Annotated in this window: 20 protein-coding genes and 1 pseudogene; 7 read left to right on the forward strand and 14 right to left on the reverse strand. The window is 58.4% G+C overall.

Annotation, left to right across the window (positions count from 1 at the left end; genetic code table 11):
• Positions 1–65 precede the first annotated feature (65 nt).
• From zapD to pilB, 5 genes are all read right to left on the reverse strand, one after another.
• Entirely contained in the window at positions 66–908 is an 843-nt protein-coding gene (gene zapD / locus TGR7_RS03875) for a cell division protein ZapD (protein WP_049764610.1), read from the reverse strand.
• A 36-nt stretch (positions 909–944) separates the two neighbouring features.
• Positions 945–1550 (reverse strand): dephospho-CoA kinase, encoded by a 606-nt coding sequence (coaE, locus tag TGR7_RS03880; RefSeq protein WP_012637364.1) that lies wholly within the window; start codon positions 1548–1550, stop codon positions 945–947.
• A gap of 130 nt (positions 1551–1680) precedes the next feature.
• Positions 1681–2547, reverse strand: a complete 867-nt coding sequence (locus tag TGR7_RS03885) for a prepilin peptidase (protein WP_012637365.1) — start codon at positions 2545–2547, stop codon at positions 1681–1683.
• A 108-nt stretch (positions 2548–2655) separates the two neighbouring features.
• A complete protein-coding gene (locus TGR7_RS03890; RefSeq protein WP_012637366.1) occupies positions 2656–3867 on the reverse strand; it encodes a type II secretion system F family protein in 1212 nt (403 codons plus the stop codon).
• Between the two features lie 4 nt (positions 3868–3871).
• Complete coding sequence (pilB, locus tag TGR7_RS03895; protein ID WP_041440910.1) at positions 3872–5587, reverse strand: type IV-A pilus assembly ATPase PilB; 1716 nt, start codon at positions 5585–5587, stop codon at positions 3872–3874.
• Between the two features lie 602 nt (positions 5588–6189).
• Here pilB and TGR7_RS03900 point away from each other — a divergent pair.
• Positions 6190–7992 (forward strand): ABC transporter ATP-binding protein, encoded by a 1803-nt coding sequence (locus TGR7_RS03900; protein ID WP_012637368.1) that lies wholly within the window; start codon positions 6190–6192, stop codon positions 7990–7992.
• 59 nt (positions 7993–8051) lie between these two features.
• Here TGR7_RS03900 and TGR7_RS16985 read toward each other — a convergent pair whose 3' ends face one another.
• Complete coding sequence (locus TGR7_RS16985; protein ID WP_187148415.1) at positions 8052–8837, reverse strand: polysaccharide pyruvyl transferase family protein; 786 nt, start codon at positions 8835–8837, stop codon at positions 8052–8054.
• A 197-nt stretch (positions 8838–9034) separates the two neighbouring features.
• Here TGR7_RS16985 and TGR7_RS17360 point away from each other — a divergent pair.
• Positions 9035–9248 (forward strand): annotated as a pseudogene (locus TGR7_RS17360) (transposase); the annotation flags it as partial.
• Positions 9249–9292: 44 nt separating this feature from the next.
• Here TGR7_RS17360 and TGR7_RS16990 read toward each other — a convergent pair.
• Positions 9293–10090 (reverse strand): glycosyltransferase family 25 protein, encoded by a 798-nt coding sequence (locus TGR7_RS16990; RefSeq protein ID WP_012637370.1) that lies wholly within the window; start codon positions 10088–10090, stop codon positions 9293–9295.
• 191 nt (positions 10091–10281) lie between these two features.
• Here TGR7_RS16990 and TGR7_RS03910 point away from each other — a divergent pair, with 191 nt between their 5' ends.
• The gene (locus TGR7_RS03910) at positions 10282–11436 is read left to right on the forward strand and encodes a glycosyltransferase family 4 protein (RefSeq protein WP_012637371.1); all 1155 of its coding nucleotides are present in this window, start codon (positions 10282–10284) and stop codon (positions 11434–11436) included.
• Between the two features lie 36 nt (positions 11437–11472).
• Here the strand turns inward: TGR7_RS03910 and TGR7_RS16995 are convergent, their stop codons facing one another.
• The 7 genes from TGR7_RS16995 to TGR7_RS03945 form a co-directional block, all read right to left on the reverse strand.
• Entirely contained in the window at positions 11473–12627 is a 1155-nt protein-coding gene (locus TGR7_RS16995; protein WP_012637372.1) for a glycosyltransferase family 4 protein, read from the reverse strand.
• A 3-nt stretch (positions 12628–12630) separates the two neighbouring features.
• Positions 12631–13506 (reverse strand): glycosyltransferase family 2 protein, encoded by an 876-nt coding sequence (locus TGR7_RS03920; RefSeq protein WP_012637373.1) that lies wholly within the window; start codon positions 13504–13506, stop codon positions 12631–12633.
• Positions 13503–15506 carry a hypothetical protein gene (locus TGR7_RS03925; RefSeq protein ID WP_049764612.1) on the reverse strand — a complete coding sequence of 668 codons (2004 nt, stop codon included), beginning with the start codon at positions 15504–15506 and terminating at the stop codon, positions 13503–13505. The genes TGR7_RS03920 and TGR7_RS03925 overlap by 4 nt, the downstream gene beginning before the upstream one ends.
• On the reverse strand, positions 15503–17449 hold the full coding sequence (locus TGR7_RS03930; RefSeq protein ID WP_012637375.1) for a tetratricopeptide repeat protein: 1947 nt from the start codon (positions 17447–17449) through the stop codon (positions 15503–15505). Before TGR7_RS03930 ends, TGR7_RS03925 begins: the two co-directional genes overlap by 4 nt.
• Positions 17450–17534: 85 nt before the next feature.
• A complete protein-coding gene (locus TGR7_RS03935; protein WP_012637376.1) occupies positions 17535–17981 on the reverse strand; it encodes a pilin in 447 nt (148 codons plus the stop codon).
• A 300-nt stretch (positions 17982–18281) separates the two neighbouring features.
• On the reverse strand, positions 18282–19139 hold the full coding sequence (gene nadC / locus TGR7_RS03940) for a carboxylating nicotinate-nucleotide diphosphorylase (protein ID WP_012637377.1): 858 nt from the start codon (positions 19137–19139) through the stop codon (positions 18282–18284).
• 256 nt (positions 19140–19395) lie between these two features.
• On the reverse strand, positions 19396–20772 hold the full coding sequence (locus tag TGR7_RS03945) for an alanine/glycine:cation symporter family protein (RefSeq protein WP_012637378.1): 1377 nt from the start codon (positions 20770–20772) through the stop codon (positions 19396–19398).
• 334 nt (positions 20773–21106) lie between these two features.
• Between TGR7_RS03945 and TGR7_RS03950 the strand changes: the two genes are divergently transcribed.
• From TGR7_RS03950 to TGR7_RS03965, 4 genes are read left to right on the forward strand one after another with little or no spacing between them, the layout of a single operon-like run.
• Positions 21107–22600 (forward strand): DUF1538 domain-containing protein, encoded by a 1494-nt coding sequence (locus TGR7_RS03950; RefSeq protein WP_012637379.1) that lies wholly within the window; start codon positions 21107–21109, stop codon positions 22598–22600.
• A complete protein-coding gene (locus TGR7_RS03955; RefSeq protein WP_012637380.1) occupies positions 22597–22980 on the forward strand; it encodes a hypothetical protein in 384 nt (127 codons plus the stop codon). Before TGR7_RS03950 ends, TGR7_RS03955 begins: the two co-directional genes overlap by 4 nt.
• Positions 22981–23008: 28 nt before the next feature.
• Entirely contained in the window at positions 23009–24520 is a 1512-nt protein-coding gene (locus TGR7_RS03960; RefSeq protein WP_012637381.1) for a DUF1538 domain-containing protein, read from the forward strand.
• Positions 24517–24864 carry a P-II family nitrogen regulator gene (locus TGR7_RS03965; protein WP_012637382.1) on the forward strand — a complete coding sequence of 116 codons (348 nt, stop codon included), beginning with the start codon at positions 24517–24519 and terminating at the stop codon, positions 24862–24864. The genes TGR7_RS03960 and TGR7_RS03965 overlap by 4 nt, the downstream gene beginning before the upstream one ends.
• Positions 24865–24979: the final 115 nt, after the last annotated feature.

The following is a 24979-nucleotide window of genomic DNA, read 5'->3' on the forward strand; positions in this document are numbered from 1 at the left end:
TCGGCCTGAAGGCCGACCTACGTTATGACACAGTTGAGTCTGCCGATTACTTGCCCGGTACATGCCTAAATGGCGCAACAGGTCAGCTCGAAGCTCACGTCCTGGTCGCACTGTTTCGCCCGGTTGCGCATGTCGCCGGGCTTGAGGAAGCGCACGGAGAAGCGCTGACGACCGGCGCTGATCTCCGGGTAGCAAGGGTTGTCGGCGGGCAGGCTGATGCGAATCATCTGCCAGGGGATGCTGCCGTCCAGGCTCTGTTCGTAGAAACCCTGACGGGCCACGGCCTTGCGGGGCTCTGCGCTGTTGCGGATCAGCTTGAGTACCAGGCGCACGGCTTCGTGGATCTCGTGGAAGGGCGCAGACCATTCCTTGAGCAGGGTGCGGCGCTCCGAGACGGGGCGGGACAGCCAGTAGTGGTAGGCGGGCAGGTCGAAGTCGCAGGTGCCGCCGGGTATGGCGTTGCGCTGGCGGATGCTGCCGAAGAAGTCGTTGCTCTTGATCTGCTGGTCCAGCTGGCCGTTGATGGTGTGGATCTGCTCGATCAGACGGCGCTGCTGGTCGATCACGCCGGTGAGCCGGTCCTGGTCCACGCTGGGCTCCACGGTCAGGCGGCTCAGGTTGGCGATCTGACGCTCCAGTTCCTTCATCAGTTCGCGCTTGAGGTCCACCCGGTTGGTCAGGTCGAGGATCTCGATCAGGGTGGTCAGGGCGAAGTGGGTCTCGAAGCCGCCGTTGCCCTGCACGGCAAACTGGAAGCGGTGCATGAGCTCTTCCAGGCGCATGAACAGGCGCATGCGCTCCAGCAGGGGCTGCTCGTAGGTAATGGAGTCGCTCACCGGCGTGACGGTCGGGGATTCATGGAGGACATATTCGTTATTTTCTACCTTGAGTGCGAAATTCACAAACATGTCGTCATTCCTCTCCTGAATTCCCCTGTCGGGCGCCTATCCTCCGTTGCGCGCAAGCTCCAGATAGTGCCGGTGCAGCGTTTCCACCTGTGCCTCGAGCGCCACGAGATCCCCGCTGTTGTCGATCACGTCGTCCGCCAGCGCAAGCCGTTGTGCCCGGCTGGCCTGAGCGGCGAGGATGGCCAGAGCATCGTCCCGTGAGATCCCGTCCCGCGACATGGTCCGCTCTACCTGAAGGGCTTCGGGGCAGTCCACCACCAGAACGCGATCCACGGTTTCCCGGAGGCCTGACTCTACCAGCAGGGGTATGCTCATGATGCAGTAGGGCGAGCCCAGACCGGTCTGTTGCCGGTTCATTTCGGCCCTGATCTTAGGGTGCAGCAGTGTTTCCAATCTGTGACGGGCTTGGATGTTTGCGAACACCAGCCGACGAAGGGCCTTCCTGTCCAGACCGCCGGTCATCGGATCGCGGATCTCATCACCGAATTCATCGAGCACTTCCTGTGTGGCGGGCGCATCCGGTGCGAGCAGTTCGCGGGCGATCACATCCGCGTCGATGACCGGAATGCCGCGTTCAGCGAACAAGCGAGTCACGGCGCTCTTGCCGCTGCCGATGCCACCTGTGAGTCCGATGCGAAGCATGATCAGGGCACATTTAAAATTCAAGATTCAAAATTCAAAGTTGGCCCGGAGATACTCTTCTCGCAGTGTACCTCGTGATCCGCCTTTGAATTTTGAATCTTGAATTTTAAATTTCGAATTGTGAATCCTCCTACCCGAGGTACAGCGCCATGATGTCGTTGCCCCACAGCAGCGCGATCCAGCCGGCCGCTGCCAGGTAGGGGCCGAAGGGCATGGGATGGGCGCGGTCGCGGCCGCGGAACAGGATCAGCGCGATGCCCACCACGGCGCCTACCAGGGATGAGAGCAGGATCACCAGGGGCAGCAGCTGCCAGCCGAGCCAGGCGCCGATGAGGGCGAAGAGCTTGAAGTCGCCGAAGCCCATGCCTTCCTTGCCGGTGAGCAGCTTGAAGCCGTGATACACCAGCCAGAGGCTCAGGTAACCGGCCACGGCGCCGATCAGGCTGCTGGTGGCGTCGGTGAACAGGCCGCCCAGGTTGAGTAACAGGCCGATCCAGAGGAAGGGCAGGGTGATGCTGTCCGGGAGCAGGGTGGTGCGCAGGTCGATGACCGCCAGCGCGATCAGTGCCCAGGTGAGCAGCAGCGCGGCCCCCGACTGCCAGGTGAAGCCGAAGTGCCAGACCACTACCACGGACAACAGAGCCGTGGCCGCCTCCACCAGCGGGTAGCGCAGCGGAATCGAGGTGCCGCACTCGCTGCAACGGCCGCGCAGGAGCAGGTAGCTGAGGATCGGGATGTTCTCCAGCGCGGTGATCTTGTGACCGCACTGGGGACAGGCGGAACGGGGGCTCCAGAGGTTGTAGGCGGGCCCCTGCTCGGCTGGCGCAAGCGTCTGGCCCTCGGCGTACAGGAATTCCGTGGCTTCACGCCGCCACTGCCGCTCCATCATCACCGGCAGACGATGAATCACCACATTGAGAAAGCTGCCCACCAGCAGGCTGAACAGTGCGGTGACGGTCAGCAGTGCCGCCGTGCTGGTTTGCAGGAGTTCAATCATCAATATGGCCCGACGGAAAGCGAACAGCGATGGGTGCGCTGATCAAGGCGCGAGAGATTCTAGTGATTTCTTGTCTCTAGCAACTTGCATCTTGTCTCTAGTGCTTTCCTACACCACTGCGCCCAGCTGGAAGATCGGCAGGTACATGGCAATCACAAGGCCGCCCACCACGACGCCCAGGAAGGCCATGATCATGGGCTCCATGAGGCTCGAGAGGCTGTCCACCATGTTGTCCACTTCTTCCTCGTAGAAGTCGGCGACCTTGTCCAACATGTCGTCCAGGGCACCGGATTCCTCGCCGATGGCCACCATCTGGACCACCATGTTGGGGAACAGGGCCGTGTTGCGCATGGCGGCCTGAAGCTGAGTGCCGGCGGCGGTTTCGTCTCGGATGCGCAAGGTGGCCTCGCGGTACAGGGCATTGCCGGTTGCGCCGGCCACGGATTCCATGGCTTCCACCAGCGGCACGCCGGCTGCGAACATGGTGGAGAGTGTACGTGCGAATCGGGCGATGGAGGCCTTGCGCAGCAGCTCTCCGATGACGGGAATCTTGAGAGACATGAGATCCAGCCAGCGCCGGAAACCGGGAGAACGTAAATGGGCCTGCTTGAAGAGCACAACGGCACCAATCAATCCGCCGAAGATTGCCCACCAATAGGATTGGAAGAACTCAGAAATACCGATCACGAACTGGGTGAAAACGGGCAGGTCTGCGCCAAATCCCTGAAACAGGTCCTGGAACTGGGGTACCACGAATATCAGAAGAATTGCGGTCACGATGAAAGCCACCACCAGCACCGCAGTGGGGTAGAACAGGGCCTTTTTGATCTTGGCTTTGAGGGACTCGGTCTTTTCCTTGTAGGTGGCGATCTTGTCCAGGAGGGTTTCGAGTGCGCCGGCCTGTTCGCCGGCATTGACCAGGTTGACCACAAGGTCGTCGAAGTACTTGGGGTGCTTGCCCAGTGCCGCAGAGAAGGTCGTGCCACCTTCCACGTCGGACTTCATGGCCAGGATCAGCTCCTGCATGGAGGGGTTTTCATGTCCTCTTCCGACGATGTCAAAGGCCTGTACCAGGGGCACGCCTGCTTCCATCATGGTGGCCATCTGGCGCAAAAAGACGGCGATATCCTTCGGAACAATCTTTTTCTTGCCGCCGAATAGTGATTTGGGCTTTTTGCGGACCCTGGTCGGGTTAATGCCCTGACGACGAAGTTCCGCGCGGGCGAGGAGTTCGCTGGTCGCGGTGGTCTCGCCCTTGACTCGACTGCCCTTCTTGTCGAGTCCTTCCCACTGGAAGGTGATGTTCTGGGTCTCGGCCATCGGTTCAGTCCTTGGTCACGCGGTTGATCTCTTCAAGGCTGGTCATCCCGGCCTTGACCTTGAGCAGACCGGCGCGGCGGAGGTCGTTGATGCCTTCCTTGCGGGCCTGCTCGGCGAGCTGCATGGAGTTGCCACCCTCCAGGATGAGGCGCTGGGTGGCCTCGGAGATGGGCAGCACCTGGTAGATGCCCACGCGCCCCTTGTAGCCATTGGTACACTGGTCGCAGCCCACGGCCTTGTAGATCTTGATGCCGTCCTTAAAGTCATCCTCTGTGAACCCTTCCTGTAGCAGCACATCCTTGGGCACATCATCGACGGTCTTGCAGTGGTTGCACAGCCGCCGGGCAAGTCGCTGGGCGATGATAAGGAGGATTGAGGAGGCGATGTTGTAGGGCGGCACCCCCATATTAGCCAGACGGGTCAGGGTCTGGGGGGCGTCGTTGGTATGCAGGGTGGAGAGCACCAGGTGGCCGGTCTGTGCCGCCTTGATGGCGATCTCGGCGGTTTCCAGGTCACGGATCTCGCCCACCATGATCACGTCCGGGTCCTGGCGCAGGAAGGCGCGCAGGGCAGAGGCGAAGGTCAGGCCCACCTTGGGGTTGACGTTCACCTGGTTGATCCCGGGCATGTTGATCTCGGCCGGGTCCTCGGCGGTGGAGATGTTGCGATCCGGGGTGTTCAGGATGCCAAGGCCCGTGTAAAGGGAGACGGTCTTGCCGGAGCCGGTCGGGCCGGTGACCAGGATCATGCCGTAGGGTTTGCTCAGGGCATCCAGGTAAAGCTTTTTCTGTTCTTCCTCATAACCCAGCACGTCGATGCCTAAGGAGGCGCTGGTGGGGTCGAGGATGCGCAATACCACCTTTTCGCCGTAGAGCGTGGGGCAGGTGTTGACACGAAAGTCGATGGCCCGACTCTTGGAGAGCTGCATCTTGATGCGCCCGTCCTGGGGGATGCGGCGCTCGGAGATGTCCATGCGGGACATGACCTTGATGCGGGCGATGATGCGTGGCGACAGGGATACTGGGGGTTTGGCCACTTCGTGGAGCACGCCGTCCATGCGCAGACGAACCCGGAATTCTTTCTCGTAGGGCTCGAAGTGAATGTCCGAGGCCTTGCGGTTGATGGCATCCAGTAACACCTTGTTGACGAAGCGGACTACCGGGGTGTCGTCCACCTCGCTTTCCGTCACCTCGCCTTTCCTGTCGTCGTCATCGGCGCTGATCTCGAGGTTGTCGAGATCGTCGTCCATGAGGCCTTCCATGACTGCGCCGGTGTCGTTGAGGCTTTCCTCGATCAGCTTGCCCAGTTTGTCCTGTTCCACCAGCACCGGTTCGGTGGCGATACCGGTGTTGAACTTGATCTCGTCCAGGGCGGTGAGGTTCATGGGGTCGGCGATCCCGACGAACAGCCGGTTGCCGCGCTTGAACAGGGGGAGGGCATGGTGCTGGCGGACCAGCTTCTCGTCCACCAGCTTCTTGGGCAGGAGTTCCTTGTCGAAGCTATCCAGGTCGAAGACCGGGGTGCCGAACTCCTCGGCGGCGGCCTGAGCGACCCGCCTGGATTCCACCAGCTTGTTGTCTACCAGATAGGCAACCAGGGGGACGCGCTTCTTTTGTGCAGCCTCAACCGCCTTTCCGGCGTCGGCCTCAGCCATTAGCCCGTCCTGGACCAGGCGGCGCGCTAGGCCACTCAAGGGAATGGAAGCTGCGGGTGTCGACATGAGTCCCCTGTGTAGGTTGCAAATTACCTATCTAGACAGCATGTTAGCTGATGCTTTTGTGAAGTCAATGGAAATTCGTGGTTATTGATTGGTTGGTCTCGAACAGCCCCCTGCAAGATGATGGGAGTACACGGATCATCGTGAGTGATGAATTCATCCGACATTATGGTTGTGAATAGAGGCCATTGGCGGGTGTGAGCTTGGGTAGACTGGTCCTGGGCGCCGGAGAATAATTTAATATATTGATATATATGAATATTTATTCGTTTGAGCTTCTGCGCGTAGTATTTCGGATCTCGACTTCCACCTGCAACTCGTCGCGCGAAGAGGTGCGCGCGATCAGGGCCGTGTTTGTTACGTTAAAGCTTTGGGTGTAGAGCCGTCAGACTCGATCATTGACCTAGTAAAGAGCCTGCTAGCGGATAAGGTCGTGTTGGATGGGTGCTTGGGTGTAGAGAATGAGAGCGTATAAATATTTGACGATCACACAGCGGGTTATGGGTCTAAATCGCAATGGAATTACTCGTCAATGGGTCTCAGATATGTAGACTGCTTAAGCATCAAAGACGCAACCCAATTAATTTCTAAGAAAGGTTATACCCATGCTGATGATGGTCAAGCGTTTGTGGCAACTGCTGACTCACACGGAGCGGAAGAAGTTTTTCATGGTTCTAGGCATGGTGATGATTATGGCCGCGCTGGAGACGGTGGGCGTTGTCTCCATCATGCCTTTTCTGGCTGTACTGGGTAATCCCGATATCGTGACAGAGCAGGATCAGCTTCGCTGGCTGTATGAGCAGTTCGGATTCGGCGATACAGCGAAATTCATTTTTACTCTGGGCATCGTTTCTGCGTTGCTTGTCGTATTATCATCCCTTTTCAAATCCATTACACAGCATGTACTGAATCGTTTCGCCAATCTAGAGCGCCATTCAATAAGTACGCGCCTTTTGGATTACTACCTCAGGCAACCCTATGTTTTCTTTCTAGACCGTAACAGTTCTGAACTTACCAAGAACATGCTCTCTGAAGTCGATATTCTGGTGCTGAATGTTATCCAGCCCGTGGTACAGATGATTGCACATGGGATAGTCGTGCTGGCAGTGATTTTATTGCTTCTCTTTTATGACCCGATGATGGCATGCGCTGTCGCTACTGTTGTTGCGGTTTTATACATATTAATTTACATGGTCGTCAGAGGTGTGCTTGGCCGCATAGGGCCAGACCGAGAAAAGGCCAATGCTGAGCGCTTCATCGCCTCCTCCGAAGCATTTGGTGCGATCAAAGAAGTCAAGCTGAGCGGTGCCAATGATGTCTATCTGAGACGATTCCAGGGTCCATCACGTCGAGTCTCGCGACATCTTGCGACGAATGAGACGCTCAGCCAGGTTCCTCTATACCTTGTCGAGGCAGCCGGGTATGGTGGGCTTATCGCAATTGCACTGTTTCTTGCGGTGCGTAGCGATAATCTTGGCCAAGTACTGCCTGTTCTTGGTCTTTATGGGTTCGCCGCCTATCGTCTCTTGCCGGCGGCACAAATCATATATCGAAGTGCCGCCCGAATGCGCTTCGGATCATCTACTCTGGAGAAGATCCATAGAGACTTGATGGCGCTGAAGCCAAGTTCAGTTGAGTGCATATCTGAGTCAGATCTACGTCCATATATTCTCAAGCATAGTTTAGAGTTTAACCGCGTGTGTTTTTCATATCCCGGTCAGAAAAATAAAATTGCACTTCAGGACATATGTGCAACCATACCAGCGCGGACAACTGTCGGTGTTGTTGGTGCCACCGGATCTGGCAAGAGTACATTGATAGATCTTTTACTTGGTCTCGTTGAGCCGCAGCAGGGTTTCGTGAAGGTCGACGGGGCTCCACTCTGCACAGAAAATATGCGTAGCTGGCAACTTGGAATTGGTTACGTGCCTCAGCAAATCTACATCGCAGATAGCACAGTAGCTGAAAACATCGCCTTTGGGCTGGATCCGCGTCAGATTGATCAGCAGGCAGTTGAGCGTGCGGCCAGAGCTGCACATATCCATGACTTTATTATCGGCGAGCTTCCTGATGGTTATCTAACCCGATTGGGGGAACGAGGTATTCGCCTCTCGGGTGGCCAGCGCCAACGAATTGGAATTGCGCGAGCCTTGTATCATGATCCTGGAATTCTAGTGCTGGATGAGGCCACAAGTGCACTCGATAGCATAACGGAGCTCGAGGTAATGAGGGAAATTCGCAAACTCGGTAAAGAAAAAACCATCATATTGATTGCGCATCGCCTGAACACGATCAGGATGTGCGATAAAATTCTGTTTTTGCATAGCGGTGTGCTAGAAGGAGAAGGGAGTTATGAGGAGCTTAAGCTGACGAATTCACGATTCGCGGCTATGGATAGCGCTAGCTAATAATTCTATGGGGCCACTGTTGCTAGGCCTGTTTGACGCTGCTAATTTCCAGTCTTTGCCTAGAGGGATGACCATCCAGGACGAGATGCCTCAGGAAGTGGATTCCTCACCTCGTATGGGAAGGATTTGAGAAGATCCATAGTATGTATTATCGGTGGCGGTAGTGGGTCTTTTTGTATAATTGAAAATATGTCACTCGGCTTGTTTGCTTGAACAAATTTCGGCTTTCTCCCTGTTGATCCATAATAATCCTCGAATTTAAATATATCTCCATGTAGGGGCTTTTTATAAACCACCATCTGCGCAGGGATTCCATACGCCTCAGCGACAATAATGCCGTGTAAAGAAGAAGAATAGATTGCATCACATTCAAGTATATTCCGCATCACTTCTGCGGGGGGGTTCTCAACGTCTATTATCCGAAGTTTACTTTTCTTTCCGAGATGGCGGAAATCAGGGTAATGTGAAAAATGCGGAACAAAACCAATATACCCTTTTGGCTTGATGTCGTTTCTGACCAGCAAAGGGAGTAGTACGGCGGGATCACCGAAAATCTCGGGGCACACAATGCCATTTTTCCGCAGAATTTCCCAAGTTTTTGGGCCGCGAACGGATGAAAAATGAAGTCCCATAGAGCGCGTTACTGCTTGGGTACAGTCTGAATTTAGAAAGCCGCTCCCCCAAATTGTATCGTTGTCCTTGGCAGCGTGAAGTACTGATCCCACCGCTAGTAGTTTTCCTTGGCTTTCTATTTGGGCGTGGACAACATCGAGGCCAGCAAGCCTTGATACGATAAAAGGAGAGAGAAGGTCTCCAAAATTCCGGACCAACGGATTCCGGGCCATGGCAATCCGCTTTAGTCCGTGTAGCGAAAAATGCGGTTTGGGCTCCCACCAGTACAAAGAAATTGTGGTAGCTCGGCTGTGACTGCAACTAGTGGAGGATGACATCAGAAAATAGCGGTTCTTCGCGGATTTGAGTGGAATTGATTCCTCGATCTGTGCCAGTTTACTGAGAAACACCTGCCTGAGGAAAGGCTGAACCGGTGCGCAATCCGCTGCATACCCTGTCCACACATGCCGAGCGTGTGTTCCTGCGCTGTACATCAACCCCCACGAATGCACGGCTAGAAGGGCTCAATGGACTGTTCTAGGCTGCGCGGGCAAGAACGCGCGGGTATTCGTAACACGCAGACCTTCGTGACCATGATTTACATGATTGGTATCCCCGCCGGGACTGTGCCGATCTCCACTTGATCCAGCAAAGCACCAAGATATTTGGGGTTTGGTTTTTAAAACGATTACTTGCGCTGCAAGTCGATCTTCCGCCAGCGGTTTATATAACCAAGAAGTGGTAGCGAAATCTTGGAAATTTGTGTGGTAATTGTGTATCCGATTCCATCTGCCCAGATGCGCTTCCAACTGCCCCTTTGGGGCAGTTGAGTTCTTTCTATCTCAATGTGGCTAGCCGAGAGGTCCATGGGATGCCCAAGCAAATTGGAGAAAAAAACATTGTGCTCGTGCCGGAGTAGAGTGTGCCAGTCATCAGAGCGGTGAAGACAGGCCTGCTGACGCTCAAGAATCGCTACAGCCATTGATGGGCTCAGGGCGTAGCAACATGCACGGGTTACAAATCTCCTTACCATAGAGGGTAAGCGAAAGCAGCCAAACTCTTCTGATCCGTAAAGGAATTTGTTACCTCTCAGGCCCTCTTGGCCGCCGCAAAGCAGAAAATGGTGCGGTGGTAGTTGCTCTGAAATTCTGTGAACGGTGTCGATGTCTTCATCTTTTCCTAGCACATCGTCCTCCAATATGAGGATGGTGCGTGCATTGCTTATTGCAGCCTGCTTCAAGGCGAGCATGTGACTTAACGCACAGCCTATCTCGGATGGTTTGAGTGGCTTCCGCGTGAGGCGTGGGCATGGTGGAGGTACTGTATGCGAGATCGGCTGCGTTGCGTCACGCATATCTATGCCTTTGATTAATTTAAAGTGAGTAGAATAACGTCGGAAGCGTTCGCGGAGTAGGTTCCGGCGTTCAAGATCAGTTTCCAATGAGATTACGAGTATCTCAAATCTGGAGACAATATTTGTAGTCATTCTGCGTAGATGAATTCAGCTTGTATGGTAAATATGTTGATATAGAATACATCGCTGTTGAATAGCCCGCTAAGCAATAAGTGGGAATCTGTCTGGATCCGTGCGGTACGATAAGTGAATGAAAATAGTTGTTGATGTGGTATGGGAAAAGTCGATTGCCATTTTTTGTGGTGAGATATCTAGAGCATTGAATGAATATTCTTATCCTAAGCAAACGACAGTATACCGGAAAGGATCTGCTTGATGATCGATATGGCAGACTTTACGAAATATCTTATGAATTGGCCTCTCAAGGGGCGTACGTTCATGGGGTTGTGCGTAGTTATCGGAAGAAGCCAGATTTCTTTGGATCGTCGGGGCTGCAGGGGGGGCGGCTTGAGTGGGATTCAATCAGTGGTAACCCTGTTTCACCTCTGGCATGGAGGAAATACATTCTCCATGTAATGGGCGTTGTCCGTGATTTCTCTCCAGATGTGATCTGGGCCAGCTCAGATGTGTTTCATCTTCTCGCCGCGCGCCACATCAGTAAGGTATCTGGCATTCCCTATGTCGCTGACCTGTATGACAACTACGAGAGTTTCGGCTTGACCAAGATCCCGGGCGCTCGGTACGGCCTGAGGAAGGCCTGTCGTGATGCGTCTGGCATCACCGTTGTGACGAACGAGTTGGCTGATTACATCATGCGGGATTACGGTTTGGGCGAGATGCCGGTGCGAGTCATCGGAAATGCAGTCAATGCAAAAATATTTCGTCCTCAAGACGTGGGTGAGGCGCGACAAGTTCTGGGGCTGCCATCGGATGTCCCTTTGGTTGGTACTGCAGGTGCTCTATACCGCTCTCGGGACATTGAAACCCTCTTCAGGTCCGCCGAGATACTTCGGGATGAATGGCCTTCACTCAAAGTCGTTGTTGCTGGGCCGAGAGATCGGGTCGCCAGAAGATACCTGGGCAGGGACTATGTCATTGATTTGGGCGTAGTGAAGCAGGATAAGGTGGCGACCCTGTTCAGTGCGTTGGACGTGGGTGTGGTATGTAATCTTGACTCGTCATTCGGAAGATATTGCTATCCACAGAAGTACAATGAGATGTTGGCGTGCCATCTCCAGGTTGTCGCCGCAGACGTCGGAGAAATGTCTAATTTGCCCGGAATCTCCAGAGACCGACTCTATCGACCAGGGCGCCCAGAAACATTGGTAAAAGCGGTAGATAGCGTGCTCAAGTCTGCAACGGGTGAGGTTATCACCCCGCCAACCTGGGAACAGCGTGCGCGCGAACTCATGTCGTTCTTGTCCGATGTGGCGATTCGTACAGGGAGGGACCGTTCTGGGGTGTCGCGGCAGAACTGATCATAAACCATGGTGTCTGCATCGCTCGTTGTTGATTTATACGGGTTTTGTGGGGTTTCGCAGTGCTGAAGTCAGCCGTGCAGAAAAATTTTTCCAGCTGAATTGACTTGCATAAGTCGTTAGCATTTGCCTCGGTGGGGGGGCGGCCAAATACTCAAGCACCGCTCGCTTGAAACCGAGCGAGTCCCCTGGTTTGACAAGCTTTCCGCTCTCGTCTTCCTTGACCGCATCCACAATGCCGCCTGTGGCATATGCGACTGTGGCCAGTCCGTGTGCCGCGGCCTCGACGGCGACCATACCAAAACCCTCTGGGTCGTTGAGAATCTCACGGACTGGAAAGACATGCACATCGGCTCCCGCATATGCATCTGCCAGATCCTGTCCGAACAATTTTCCAGTCAAAAGTACGTTGTCTTTGACGCCTGCGGCCTGTGCTGATGCCAGGATGCTCTCCGGCGTCTGGCCTTGGGCGTACAGAGAATCCGTCGGCGCGTCGCCGACGATCACCAGCATCGTGTCTGGCCGTTCTCGTACGATCTCAGGCAGGACATCTGAAACAAATTCACGAAGACCCTTCCTTGCGGTGAGTCGACCAACTGATAGCAGCACCTTGCGATCTGTTAACTCGTAGGTATTTCTGAACCTCTGGCGCGCCTGCTCATCCAGCGTTGGTATTTCGGTCCCGGGAGGGACAATCAATATCTTGTCTTTATCAATGCTTTTGGAAGAGGCCAGGCTCGCTGTTGCTCGACTGTTTGCGATGACCAGATCCATGCGCCTGAGAAATGGCAGCCATAGAAGTCGATAAACGGGGTGCTGAGCAGTGATATCGAGGCCGTGGGTATAGACAACGGCTTGTGCGCCGCAAACGCGAGCTGCTATCCATGCCATGGGTGATGTCAGTCCGCTTCCCGCTAGAACAATATCCGGCTTCCAGTCCCGCGCCTGTCTGACTGAATGCCAGAGGGTTGCAAAGGCGAACTTCCAGAGTGGTTTTAAGGGTACTTCCTGGACCTGGACTCGCTCAGGTGCATTTGCACTCGCCCCTGTTGGCGCTATCACCCGGACGTCCATGTGGGCGGACAGCTCTGCGCTGATGTGCCAATTCAGCCGTTCCATGCCTCCCCATAGGGGCGGGTAATTGCGGGTGATGTGCAGTAATTTTGGCATTGGCCGGTTGGCAGTGATCAAGGCCTAGCCTCTATCCTTGTACATCAGCGCTGTGATCTGTTCAGAAATGAGTCCCATGAGAAAGATGCTGACACTGCCGGTATAGAGCAATGCGCTCATGTTGGTGAATCGACCCTGCGTGACAAAGGTGTATCCATACCAGAAACTGGCGAGCAGAAAGAATCCAAGCGCAATGGGCAGAAATAGTTTGAGTGGTGAATAGAGTGTGCCCACGCGAAAAATGATGATCAGGAATCGAACGCCATCATGGAGAATTCGAATGTGGCTCTTGCCAATTCGCTTCTCAGCCCTGATCGGGACATAAGAAACCGGATATCCGGCCCTGAAGAATGCCATCGTGCTGGTTGTGGGGTAGGAAAAGCCATTAGGGAGAAGGTAGAGAAATTCCCTGAATCGGCTGGTAACGACTGCCCGAAATCCCGAGGTCAGATCTTCGATCCGGTGGCCGGTCATGTAGCTGGCCAGGCGGTTGTAGATACGGTTTGCGATGCCGCGGCCCAGACTGGCGTGCGATTCGCTGCCCCTTGCGCCTACGACCATGTGGTAACCCTTGCGTAGTTCCCCGAGCAGGCGAGGGATGTCTGCGGGATCGTGTTGTCCGTCCGCATCCATGAACACAACGATCTCTCGTGTCGCGGCCCTGGCCCCCGTCTTGATCGCAGAGCCATTACCCATGCTGTAAGGATGGCTGATGACCCGCGCACCGGCATGACTGGCGATCGTGGCCGTGTCATCGCTTGACCCGTCATCGACAACGATCACCTCCGCTTCGGGTATGTGTTCCAGGATGCGACTGACCACCGTGCCAATGCTGGCCGCCTCATTTTTCGCGGGCAGGACTACGCTGGGTGATTGTTCGGTTATCTCGGGTGTATTCATGGCGTGGCTTCAATTGACAGGTTTGACATGTCTTCAAGGATCCGCTGTCTGAGCGATGCCTTTTCCCGCTCATAGTATCCGGACTGCAGGATATATTGCCTGCGAAGTCCGTCAATTGACCAGCGCGTGCCCGGGGTGCGAGATGATTCGACGTCCATATCAAGCAGTGACAGTGCAAGCTGATATGCGTCATAGCTGGCCAGCAAGGCGGCATTAGCCAGCAGAATGCCTGTGTCTGGGGTGCTCGTGAGGCTTTCCCTGAATCTCTGGAATGCCTGCTCCGGTTCGCCCAGCATGAGGTGGGCGTGGCCCGCACGCTGGTGTAGCGCGGTTGTGAAGGTGGGGGGTATGCCCGGCAGGGTTCCCAGACGATCGATGAGTTCAAGTCCCTGCCCGGGGCCGGTGTGGCCATGGCAGTGGCCGACCAGCATGAAATCGACGAATTGCGTCAACTGCTCGCGTGCCACCACCCCGAGGCGGGGGCCATGGGTCAGACTCTGTTCGATATGTGCGATTGATGTGCTCGGGTCGAGGCCCAGGCGACAATCCAGCACAACGCGTTGAAGCATCCAGGGCAGGCCATCGGGTGCCAATTCCATGGCCCGATCGTTGAGGCGAATGGCCTCCTCCAGGTTGCCGGTTTCCAGCCAGCGTCCAGCCAGGTAGTGCTGCGCTCGGGCCGACTGAGGGTTCACCTGCGACCATTTAAGGGCCTGCTGGAAAGGCTTTCCCCACAGATCCGCACGCATGTATGTCAAGGTCGACAGGGTCAATACGAGACCGACCGCAATGGCAAGACGTGTAGAGGATGCGGGCCAGCGGGACTGAACCAGGAACATCGCCACGGGCAGTCCCAACAGGGCCGCAGGCAGGTAGTTGCGGTGCTCGAAATACAGTTCGAGTTGGAGAAAGGTGGACTCCAGCAGGTGTCCTGCCATGAAAAAAAGAACCGCCAGTGCCAGGGCAGGCCATCGTGTGCGCCACAGGAATGCGAACACCGTCAGGCCAAGGAGCGTCGCCCAGGCAACCAGAGCCAAGAGTATCGAAGCGGGATCACCGGGTACGGAAATGTGGTCGTTGAACAGTCCACCTGGATAGGGGCGGGGAATGAAGATGTGGCGAAGGTACTCCCAGAGGATCAGCCCCTGGCCCAGGAGTCTCTCACCCGGGGTAAAGCTGCGGATACCTGGATCGGCTGAGAAAAGCGCCGGCAGTCCCTGTGCCATGTAGAGTGCCAGCGCGGCCACAGGTACGCCCAGGAGGAAGGCCCGCCACCAGAGGAAGGCACGGGTCGCAGTGCGCTTGTGCCTTCGTTCGTAAGCGGCCAGCACCGTGATCTCCACCGTGATGGCCAGCAGTGGCAGCAGGACGCCGTTTTCCTTGGATAGTATGGCCAGCAGGCCAAGAAGTCCGATGGCGGTTGCGCTGTTCAGCAGCACGCCAGCACTCAAGGCTGGTGGATACTTGAGCCGGGTTCGAACATACAGCCAGAGCCCCAGCAGCACGAACAGGGTGGACAACTGGGCCATACGCTGAACCGCGTAGAGCGTGGTGGAGACCCAGAGCGGGTGCAGTAACCACAGGGCGGTGGTGAGCAGGGCGACCTGTATGGCATGTCTGCTTTCGAGGTCCATGGCCCGGGTGACCTGGCGTACGAAGCCGTACAGCGCCAGCCCGGTGAGAAGGTGAACGATCAGATTTGTGCGCTTGAAGGGCCAGGGGTCCGCAGGCCAGTTCCTGGCGTCCAGCAGGAATGACAGCGTCGAGACGGGCCTGCCTGTGGGTCCGGAAAACCCGGACAAGAGGTACAACCAGAGGGCCTCCCAGTTGTCGATGCGTCCGTAATAGCCCAGCACGGCCAGGTTGCTGATATCGTCGAACAGAAAGGCGCCAGACAGGCCGGGCCAGTAGACCACGCAGGTCAGCAGTAGCAGCAGGCCGATTGCCATCGCTGCCTGTGTTCTCGGTCGTTCCAGTACCTTGAAAAAAGCCGCCTTCATGGCCGGGAGTCCCTGTGGTTGGCGGCGCGAGTTGCCAGCGCCAGACGGTGATCAAGATCTGCGATCAGGTCGTTCAGGCGCCCAAGGCTGTTCAACTCCTGCAGTCTCTCCAGGCTGACATGCGCTTCGGATAATTGCCCCATGAGAATCTGATATTGGATGAGGTGTGCCCATCGAAGCGATGACCTTGGCGCAAGGGCCACTGCTCTGTGCAGGTATTTGCCCGCCTCTTCTGCTTCTCCAGCGACATTGAGCAGGTAGTTGGCCAGGAGGGTGGCGAGGATGGCACGTCGTGGATGGTGCGAATAGGCTTCCCGGATGAGGCGGCCGAGTTCTTCTGTATCAACGCGGATCACGCCGGAGGCCTGTGCGTCCACCAGGCGGCGCAGTGCGCTGAGGTCCTGGGCTGACAGCGGGTTTGTACGCACGTACTCCCGCATGTCATCCCACCATTGGGGGTTGACCGGCAGCCCGTGTTTCCCGTGTTCGAAGACCAGCGCCTGCAACGGGGTGAGGGTGCTGTTGGGCAGGCTGGCGGCATAGGCGAAGGAGGCCATGGCCTGGGAGAACTGGATGGAATTGGCGTCCGGGGCGATGATGGCGAGCACCATGCCCAGGTCATGATTGGCACGGGGGGATTCGCTCTGACGGGTGGCCTCGAAATAGGCCAGCTGGACCGGGTCTGACCATTCGTTGGCGCGCAGGAAGGTCAGAAAGCCATAGATCACGATCAAGCCGGTCGCCAGCGCCTGGCGGCCAAGGATCAGGGAATCCCCATCGCGGCCGGTGAACAGCAGGCCCAGCACCGCCAGAAAGACGCCCAGGGAGGGAAGGTAATTGCGATGTTCGTAGACCATTTCCAGCGGCAAGGCCGTGGAGACCAAGAGGTGCATCGCGAAGAACCAGAGGATGCCCAGGGTGAGCAATGGCGCAGAACGGCGCAGTTTCAGCGTGCCGAGCAGGAGGCCTGCCAGCCCTGCCACGGCCAGCAGTGTGGTCCAGGGCTGGAAGAGACCCCGCACCACGGGAAATGAATCATGGTACAGGGTCAGGGCGCCGGGGGAGGGGGCGACGATCCAGTAGAGGTAATGCCAGAGCACGTGGGCCTGGGTCCAGAGCCTTTCTTCCAGGGTGAAGGGACGGTGGGCATAGGCACTGCCGGAGAGTATCCCGGGCAGATAGAGCAACAGGGCAGCAATGCCGGGCAGTACCAGTATCAGGCCGTAGAGTCTCAGCAGATGCTTGCGCATGATGGGGTTGTCCTTGCCGAGGCCGAACAGCAGCCACTCGATAAGCAAGGCGTACAGCGGGAGCATCACTGCCGTCTCCTTGGCGAGCACGCCGAGTCCACCGCCGAAGCACAATCCGCCCAGCAGCCATGACCAGCCCCGGCGGGCTTGTCCCTGGTCCACCAGGTTGCGGCCGTGCACGTAGGCGAGCAGCCCTGCCAGCATGAACAGCGTGGCCAGGCTCTCCATGCGCTGCACCACATACAGCACGCCTGTCAGGTTGATCGGGGCCAGTGCCCAGGCGGTGGCCACCAGCAGGGCAAGGGTCTGCGGAGATACCAGCAGTCGGACGCGCTCGGGATGGCGGGATTGCAGTCCGCTGATCAGGGCGCGAAGCAGCAGGAAGCCGAGCAGGGTGTTGACGACGTGGATCAGCAGGTTCGTCAACTTCATGGGAAAGGGGGCGAGCCCGAAAAAATGCCGTTCCAGGGCGAAACTCGCCATGCTCAGGGGGCGGGACAGGGGGCCCGAGCCGCTGGAGAAGGCGGCGCTCGCCAGTGCTCCCGGGGTCAGGTGCTCCATGCGGATGTTGTCGTTGTGCACGATGTTGGGAAAGTCATCGAACACGTAGCCGCCCGAGAGGCCCGGCCAGTAGACCAGGAGGATCAGCAGGCAAATCAGCGGGAGGAGCAGTGTCGGGCTGCGCAAGGCCATGTCTTTGGGCGTTTCCGGTTCCTGGAAAAAAAACACCCCGCAGGGCGGGGTGTTTTTAGTACAAGCCTGGTACGGCTGGCAAGGATTAGTTGCGGCAGCTGTTGGGCAGGTACTTGTTGGGCATGTTGGTGCCGGGACGGCAGGTCCAGGCCAGGCTGCCCGCACTGGTGGTGGCGGAGAATTCCAGGGTGCTGTTCAGAATGTTGCTGTTGGCGTTGTTGCCGTAAGTGACGACAATCACGCCAGAAGTGGTGCCGGCGTCAACGCTAACAACGTAGGAGCCAGCGATATCGGTGGGGTCTTCCAGACCATAGGATTCGTTGGTGGAGGCGAAGGCACCGCGGTCATTGTAGAACTCGGCCATGGCGGTACGGGCGCCGGAGGCCAGGGACATACCCTCGGACACCTGGGCGCGGATGGTGTAGTCCTGGTAGGCGGGCAGCGCGATGGCGGCCAGGATGCCGATGATGGCCACCACGATCATCAGTTCGATCAGGGTGAAGCCCTGCTGTACTTTCTTCATGCTCTGCATGGTGTATCTCCTTGAGGGGCGGATGTTCGTTGTTCGGAACGTGAGTGTTCTCGCGTGCAAATTATGCAGATGTCGTGCCAGGGCGGCAATCTGGGACGGGTGGTCGAGATGGGGAGACGAGTGGTCGTGCTCTTGACGAAGGCGCGATGGGGGGTGACAAAAGTTGTCAATCCGGCTGACGTGGACTGTCAGGGCCTGTTGAGAGGGTCCTGGTCGTGCACAGTTGCCTCGTGAAATGTCAGGTCAAGTGAGTATTCCGGGGTGGGTGTCTGGCCACGCCGTCACTCGGCTGAGACCGAATTACTCAAACCGCATCGACAGGTCCACCGCCACCACGTCCTTGGTGATCGACCCCACCGAGATGTAGTCCACCCCGGTTTCGGCGATGGCCTTGACCGTGTCCAGACTGACCCCACCGGAGGCCTCGAGCTTCACCCGGCCCGCCACGCGGCCAACCGCTTCGCGCATGCGCTCCAGGGGGAAGTCGTCGAGCATGATGACGTCCGCGCCGGCGGCCAGGGCCTGGTCGACCTCGTCCAGGGTCTCGGTCTCCACCTCCACCATCAGGCCGGGGGCCGTCCGGCGGGCGGTCTCCACGGCGGCGGCGATGGAGCCGGCGGCGTGGATGTGGTTTTCCTTGATGAGCACGGCGTCGTAGAGACCCAGGCGGTGGTTGCGGCCGCCGCCGCAGGCGACGGCGTATTTCTGGGCCACCCGCAGGCCGGGGAGGGTCTTTCGGGTGTCCAGGATCCGGGCGCCGGTGCCGGCCGCGGCGTCCACGTAGGCGCGGGTGGCGGTGGCGGTGGCGGAGAGTAATTGCAGGAAATTCAAGGCAGTACGCTCGCCGGTGAGCAGGGCCCTGGCGGGGCCGCGTAGGGAGCAGAGGCGGGTGTCGGCCTCGACCTGCTCGCCCTCGGCCACGTGCCAGCCCACCACCACCCGCGGGTCCAGCTGGGCGAAGGCCTCGTCGAACCAGGCGCTGCCGCAGACCACCGCCGGGACCCGGCACAGCACGTGGGCGTGGGCGATGGCGTCCTCGGGGATCAGGGCGGCGGTGACGTCGCCGGAACCCACGTCCTCGACCAGGGCGAGCCGAACCTGCTCGCGGATCAGCTCCGCGGACGGAGCGGCGGGGGGGCGGGTGTCGTGGTCGGCCATCGGGGAATCCGGTTCAACGGGTGGAGCCTGATTGTAACGCGGGCGGGGAAAAACCGGTTCTCTCGCGAAGGCGCAAAGACGCGAAGAACAACTCAGGACGAAAGTTTTCTTGGCGTCTTCGCGTCTTGGCGAGAGAAAGCGCCCTTACTGCTCAATACAAAACCCTATGTTCTCGCAGAGGCGCGGAGACGCGGAGAACACCCTTATAAGGATTTTCCCTGCGCCTCCGCGTCTCCGCGAGAGAATCGCCTTTCGATCAGATCTTGTCCTGATGCTCCCTGAAATACGTGTTCTTGAGCTTCACCGCCACGCCGGCCAGCAGAATCAGGGCGATCAGGTTGGGGGCGGCCATGAGGATGTTGGTGATGTCGGAGAGGTTCCACACCAGTTCCAGGGACAGGGTGGCGCCGACGACGATCAGCAGCACGAACACGATGCGGTAGGGCAGGACCGCCTTATCCCCGAACAGGAAGTAGGCGGCCCGGTCGCCGTAGTAGGACCAGGCAATCATGGTGGAGAAGGCGAACAGCATGAGCCCGCCGCCCACCACCATGGCGCCGCCGCTGCCCAGGTTGATGGAGAAGGCATAGGCGGTGAGCGAGGCACCGCGCATCTCCTCGGGGGCGTCCAGGTAGGCGCCGGTGACCACGATGGCCAGGCCCGTGAGGGTGCAGATGATCAGGGTGTCGATGAAGGGTTCCAGCATGGCCACCAGGCCCTCGCGAGTGGGTTCCTTCGTGCGGGCCGCAGCGTGGGCGATGGCGGAGCTGCCCAGGCCCGCCTCGTTGGAGAACAGGCCCCGGGCCACGCCGTAGCGGATCGCCTCGCCGATGGCGGCGCCGCCCACGGCCCAGGGGTTCAGGGCGTGGTTGAGAATCACTCCGAAGGCGGCGGGGATCTCGGTGAGGTTGCTCAGCAGGATGATGAGCGCGGCGCAGATGTAGAGCACTGCCATGAAGGGCACGATGGTGCTGGCCACTTTGGCGATGCGGGTGATGCCGCCGAGGATCACCAGGCCCACCAGCAGGGCCATGCCGACACCCAGGAACAGGGCCGCGGTCTGGCGGCCCTCGGGGTTGTCATGCAGCTCCGGGAACAGGAACACCAGTCCGTCCACCACCGAGTTGGCCTGCACCATGTTGCCGATGCCAAAGGAGGCGATGAGCGCGAAGAAGGCGAACAGCCAGGCCATGCGCTTCATCTTCAGCCCGTGCAACAGGGTGTACATGGGGCCGCCGGCCACGGTGCCGTCGGGGCGGATCTCGCGGAACTTGAGGGCCAGGGTGGATTCGGTGAACTTGGTGGCCATGCCCACGAAGGCGGTGACCCACATCCAGAACAGGGCGCCGGGGCCGCCGAAGGCGATGGCGGTGGCCACACCGGCGATGTTGCCGGTGCCCACGGTGCCGGACAGGGCCGTGGACAGGGCCTGGAAATGGGAGACCTGGCCGGGCTCGCCCGGGTGGGTGTACTTGCCCTGCACCAGGGCCACGCCGTGGCGGAAGCCGCGCAGCTGCACGAAGCCGAGGCGCAGGGTGAGATAGAGGCCCGTGCCCACCAGCAGCAACAGGGTGACGGGATTGCCCCAGAGAAAGCCTGCCAGCCTGCCGCTGGCCTCGGTCAGCCATTCCATCGTCCTGCGCCCCCAAGTGGCTGTTGTTATAAGCCAAAAAAATAAGTTACAAAAACAAAGGTATAGCGGATTTCGGTAATTTCACCCTGTCTATTGTATCGGGGTGCCTCTTTCAGGATTCGTGAGTACGCATCTTGAGGGCCCATGTCCGGGCTTTCGGCATCAAATTTTCACAATAGCTCGCTTTTGACCTTGATTTGCGACTTGATAGCACAAATCCGAGTGTCCAACCTGGGCGCTCAGAAGAATGAGAGGCGCTTTAATACGCATACCGAGGGTGGGAAGCGCGCCCACTCAATCGAGACAGTTGATGCCACGAAGACGGAGCCGAGGTTTGGATCAGGTCACTCATTTTCTGCGGGCATTTGTTCAGTCCTTTCGCAATCTTCTGCCTGTTATCGGCGTCGTGGCGCTATACCAGTGGCTGGTGATCGGTGCCTGGCCGCAAGGGGTCGGTACTGTCCTTGCCGGTCTTTTCCTAGTGGCCCTGGGGATTGCCCTGTTTTTACGCGGCCTTGAACTCAGCGTGTTCCCCATCGGGCGCAACATCGCAGATGCCTTTGTCGCGAAGGGTATGCTGAGCTGGCTGCTCATCTTCGGTTTCTGTTTGGGCGCGGCCACGGTGATTGCCGAGCCGGCCCTGATCGCGTTGGCGCAGAAGGCAGAGATGGTCAGTGAAGGGCGTATCGATGCCTGGACGCTGCGCCTGCTGGTAGCCGCCTCGGTGGGGGGCGCAATCGTGCTGGGCATCCTTCGGTCGATACTCAAGCACTCCGTGCTGTGGTACGTGCTGGTTGGCTATTTATTGCTCATCCCTGTCACCTACCTCACGCCCCCGGAGATCACCGGGCTGGCCTTCGATGCCGGTGCGGTGAGTGTCAATATGGTCACCGTTCCCCTGGTGGTGGCCCTGGGTATGGGGCTCATGGCCTCACTCAAGGGGCGCCGTGTGCTGAGCGAAGGCTTCGGCCTGGCAGCGTTGGCCGTGATGGCCCCGCGCCTGACCGTGCAGCTCTATGGCATTGTTGTTTACGCGTCAGATCCCACAGTCCTGGACGGGTATGGACCTGGGGCGGGGTTGGGCGCAGTGCAGATGGCATCCGCTCCCGTCTGGAGCCTGCTCACGGACGTGCTGTCTCTGATGGCAAACCTGGTGCCCGTTGTGCTTGTGGTCCTGGTGTTTCAGTTTCTCGTGATCCGTCAGCCCATGTTGCATCCCCGTCGGCTTGTCGGTGGAGCGCTGTTGCTTCTGTTTGGGTTGTTTGCCTTCAGTGAGGGTCTGACCTCTGGGCTGTTCCCCATTGGCGAGCACCTGGCATCAGGGCTTGCGCGCACCGGCGGTGGCGCCTATCTGGTGATGTTTGTCTTTCTGCTGGGTTTCGCCGTTACGCTGGTGGAGCCTGCCCTCATGGCGGTCATCCGCCATGCCGCACATCTGGACCCGTTTCGGATCCGCCCGCCTGTGGTCCGTGGGCTGGTTGCCCTGGGCGTCGGATTGGGACTTGTGATCGGTGCATTGCGATTTATATACGGCTGGTCTCTGGATCATGTCTTTGCGGGCAGTCTCGGATTGCTGGCCGTCCTGGCGGTGTTGGCGCCTCGGGATCTGGTGGCTTTCTGCTTCGACCTGGGTGGGATCGCCACTTCGGATGTGACGGTCCCTGTGATCGCGGCCCTGGGGGTGGGTCTGGCCATGGCCACGGGGGGTGACGATGTCATGATGCAGGGCTTTGGCCTGGTGGCGCTGGCATCTCTCTATGTCATCATCACCGTACTGCTCTATGTTATCGTGGTGCAACGCATCCAATCTCATGGGGAGATGTCATGACCAAGGCAAATCTCTTGATTGCCGTGGTGTCTGATCAGCTGGAAGAGCGTGCCGTTGCCATTATTCGCGAAGAAGGGGGTGGCGGGGTGACGATTCTGCCCGCTCGAGGCCTTAATTTCCCTGAACACAAGAGTTTTTTCGGACTCGGCTACCGAGGACTCGAGAAGATATTGCTGTGTGTGCTGGATGCTACCCGCGCCGAACATGCCGTCGAGCGTCTGAACAGGGAGTTGGATCTGCTGCAACCCTTTCAGGGGCTCGCATTCTGCTTCAAATTGGATGAGACGGGTGGCATCGACGTCGCCGCAATCCGACGGTATCTGGAGGCGGGGGCTCACAAGAAGTCAAACGACGCTGACCCTGTCGGCCGAGGCTCTTGAGCAAACGACCGCAACCTACGGCTGACCCTTGAACCAGCTCAGAGAATTCCTCGGGATCCTCAAGCATTCCTTTCGGAATCTGCTGCCTATCATCGTGGTGGTGGCCTTCTTCCAGTTCGTCATCATGCGCCAGGTGCCCGACGACCTGCTGCCCATCACCTTCGGCCTGCTGGTGGTGGTGGTGGGCGTGGCCCTGTTCCTGCAGGGGCTGGAGATGGGCATCTTCCCCATCGGCAAGAACCTCTCCAACGATTTCGCCAAGAAGGGCTCCCTGTCCCTGCTGATGATCTTCGGCTTCTGCCTTGGCTTCTCGGCGGTGGTGGCCGAGCCTGCGCTGATCGCCGTGGCCAGCCAGGCGGAACAGATCAGCGAAGGGCGCATCCACGGCCTGACCCTGCGCCTGCTGGTGGCCGTCTCGGTGGGCCTGGTGGTGGCGCTGGGCGTGGTGCGCATCATCCTGGGCCACAGCCTGCACTGGTATATGATCATCGGCTACATCGTGGTGGTCACGGTGACTTTCTTCGCACCGGAGGAGATCGTGGGCCTGGCCTACGATTCCGGCGGCGTGACCACAAACATCGTCACGGTGCCCCTGATTGCCGCGCTCGGCATCGGCCTGGCCGTGTCCCTGCGCGGGCGCAACGCGCTGACCCATGGCTTCGGCCTTGTGGGGCTCGCGGTGATGGTGCCCATGATCCTGGTGCAGCTCTACGGCATCCTGGTCTACAGCTTCGGCGAACCGGGGACCGTGGACGCCGGTGCCGCAATGCTGGACCCGGCGATCGAGGAGGCGGTCTCGCCCACCGCCGGCAGCATCCTGCTGGGCATGGTCACGGACCTGCTGGTGATGTTCCGGGACGTGCTGCCCATCATCGCCGTGGTGCTTTTCTTCCAGTACCTGGTGATCCGCAAGCCTATCGCCCACATCCACAAGGTGATGGGTGGCTTCGTGCTGGTGATCGTGGGCCTCTACGCCTTCGTGGTGGGGCTGAAGCTCGGGCTCTTCCCCATCGGCCAGAGCATGGCGGCACAGCTCATCGGCCTGGACAAGGTGTTTTTCATCTACCTGTTCGCCTTCTGCATCGGCTTTGCCACCACCATGGCGGAGCCCGCCCTGATCGCCATCGGCATGAAGGCCGAGGAGGCCGGCAAGGGCAGGCTCAACGGCAACCTGATCCGCCTGCTGGTGGCGCTGGGCGTGGCTATCGGCATCACCATCGGCGTGCACCGCATCATCACGGGTGATTCCATCCACTACTACATCATGGGCGGCTACACACTGGTGATCCTGCTCACCTGGCTGGCGCCCAAGTACATCGTCGCCCTGGCCTATGACCTGGGTGGCGTGACCACCTCGGAGGTGACCGTGCCCCTGGTCACCGCGCTGGGCATCGGCCTGGCCACGCACATCGAGGGGCGCAACGTGCTCATCGACGGTTTCGGTCTGATCGCCTTTGCCTCGATCTTTCCGATCGTCACGGTGATGCTCTATGCTATTTTCGTTGAACTCGTCGCCAGGACGAGGGGGGTGCAGACATGAAATTCGCGGTACTGGTGGCCATCCTGGCCGAGGAACTGGAAGAGAAGGCCATCGACTCGGCCAAGCAGGCCGGCGCCGGTGGCGTCACCATCCTGGACGGGCGTGGCATCGGCACGAAGGAGAAAAAAACCTTCTTCGGTCTGACCTACGAGGGCAGTCAGTCGGTGCTGATCTTCGTGCTGGAGAAGAAGCTTTCCGTCACGGTGCTCAAGAAGCTCACCAAGGACCTGGACCTGACGGCCCACAGCAAGGGCGTGGTGTTCACCATCCCGCTGGAGCACATCGCCGGTATCGATGTGGGCCAGATCGAGCGCTTCGAGGAGCGCATCAAGGACGAAATCTAGAACATTCATTGACAGGGTTTACAGGATTGTCTCTGGATCGGATATTTTTAATCCAGTCAATCATGTGAATCCTGTCGATTTTTTCATTCGTGACAAGACCTGGTGGTGCCCCAGG

The sequence above is a fragment of the Thioalkalivibrio sulfidiphilus HL-EbGr7 genome, from assembly GCF_000021985.1.
Classification (GTDB): domain Bacteria; phylum Pseudomonadota; class Gammaproteobacteria; order Ectothiorhodospirales; family Ectothiorhodospiraceae; genus Thioalkalivibrio_A; species Thioalkalivibrio_A sulfidiphilus.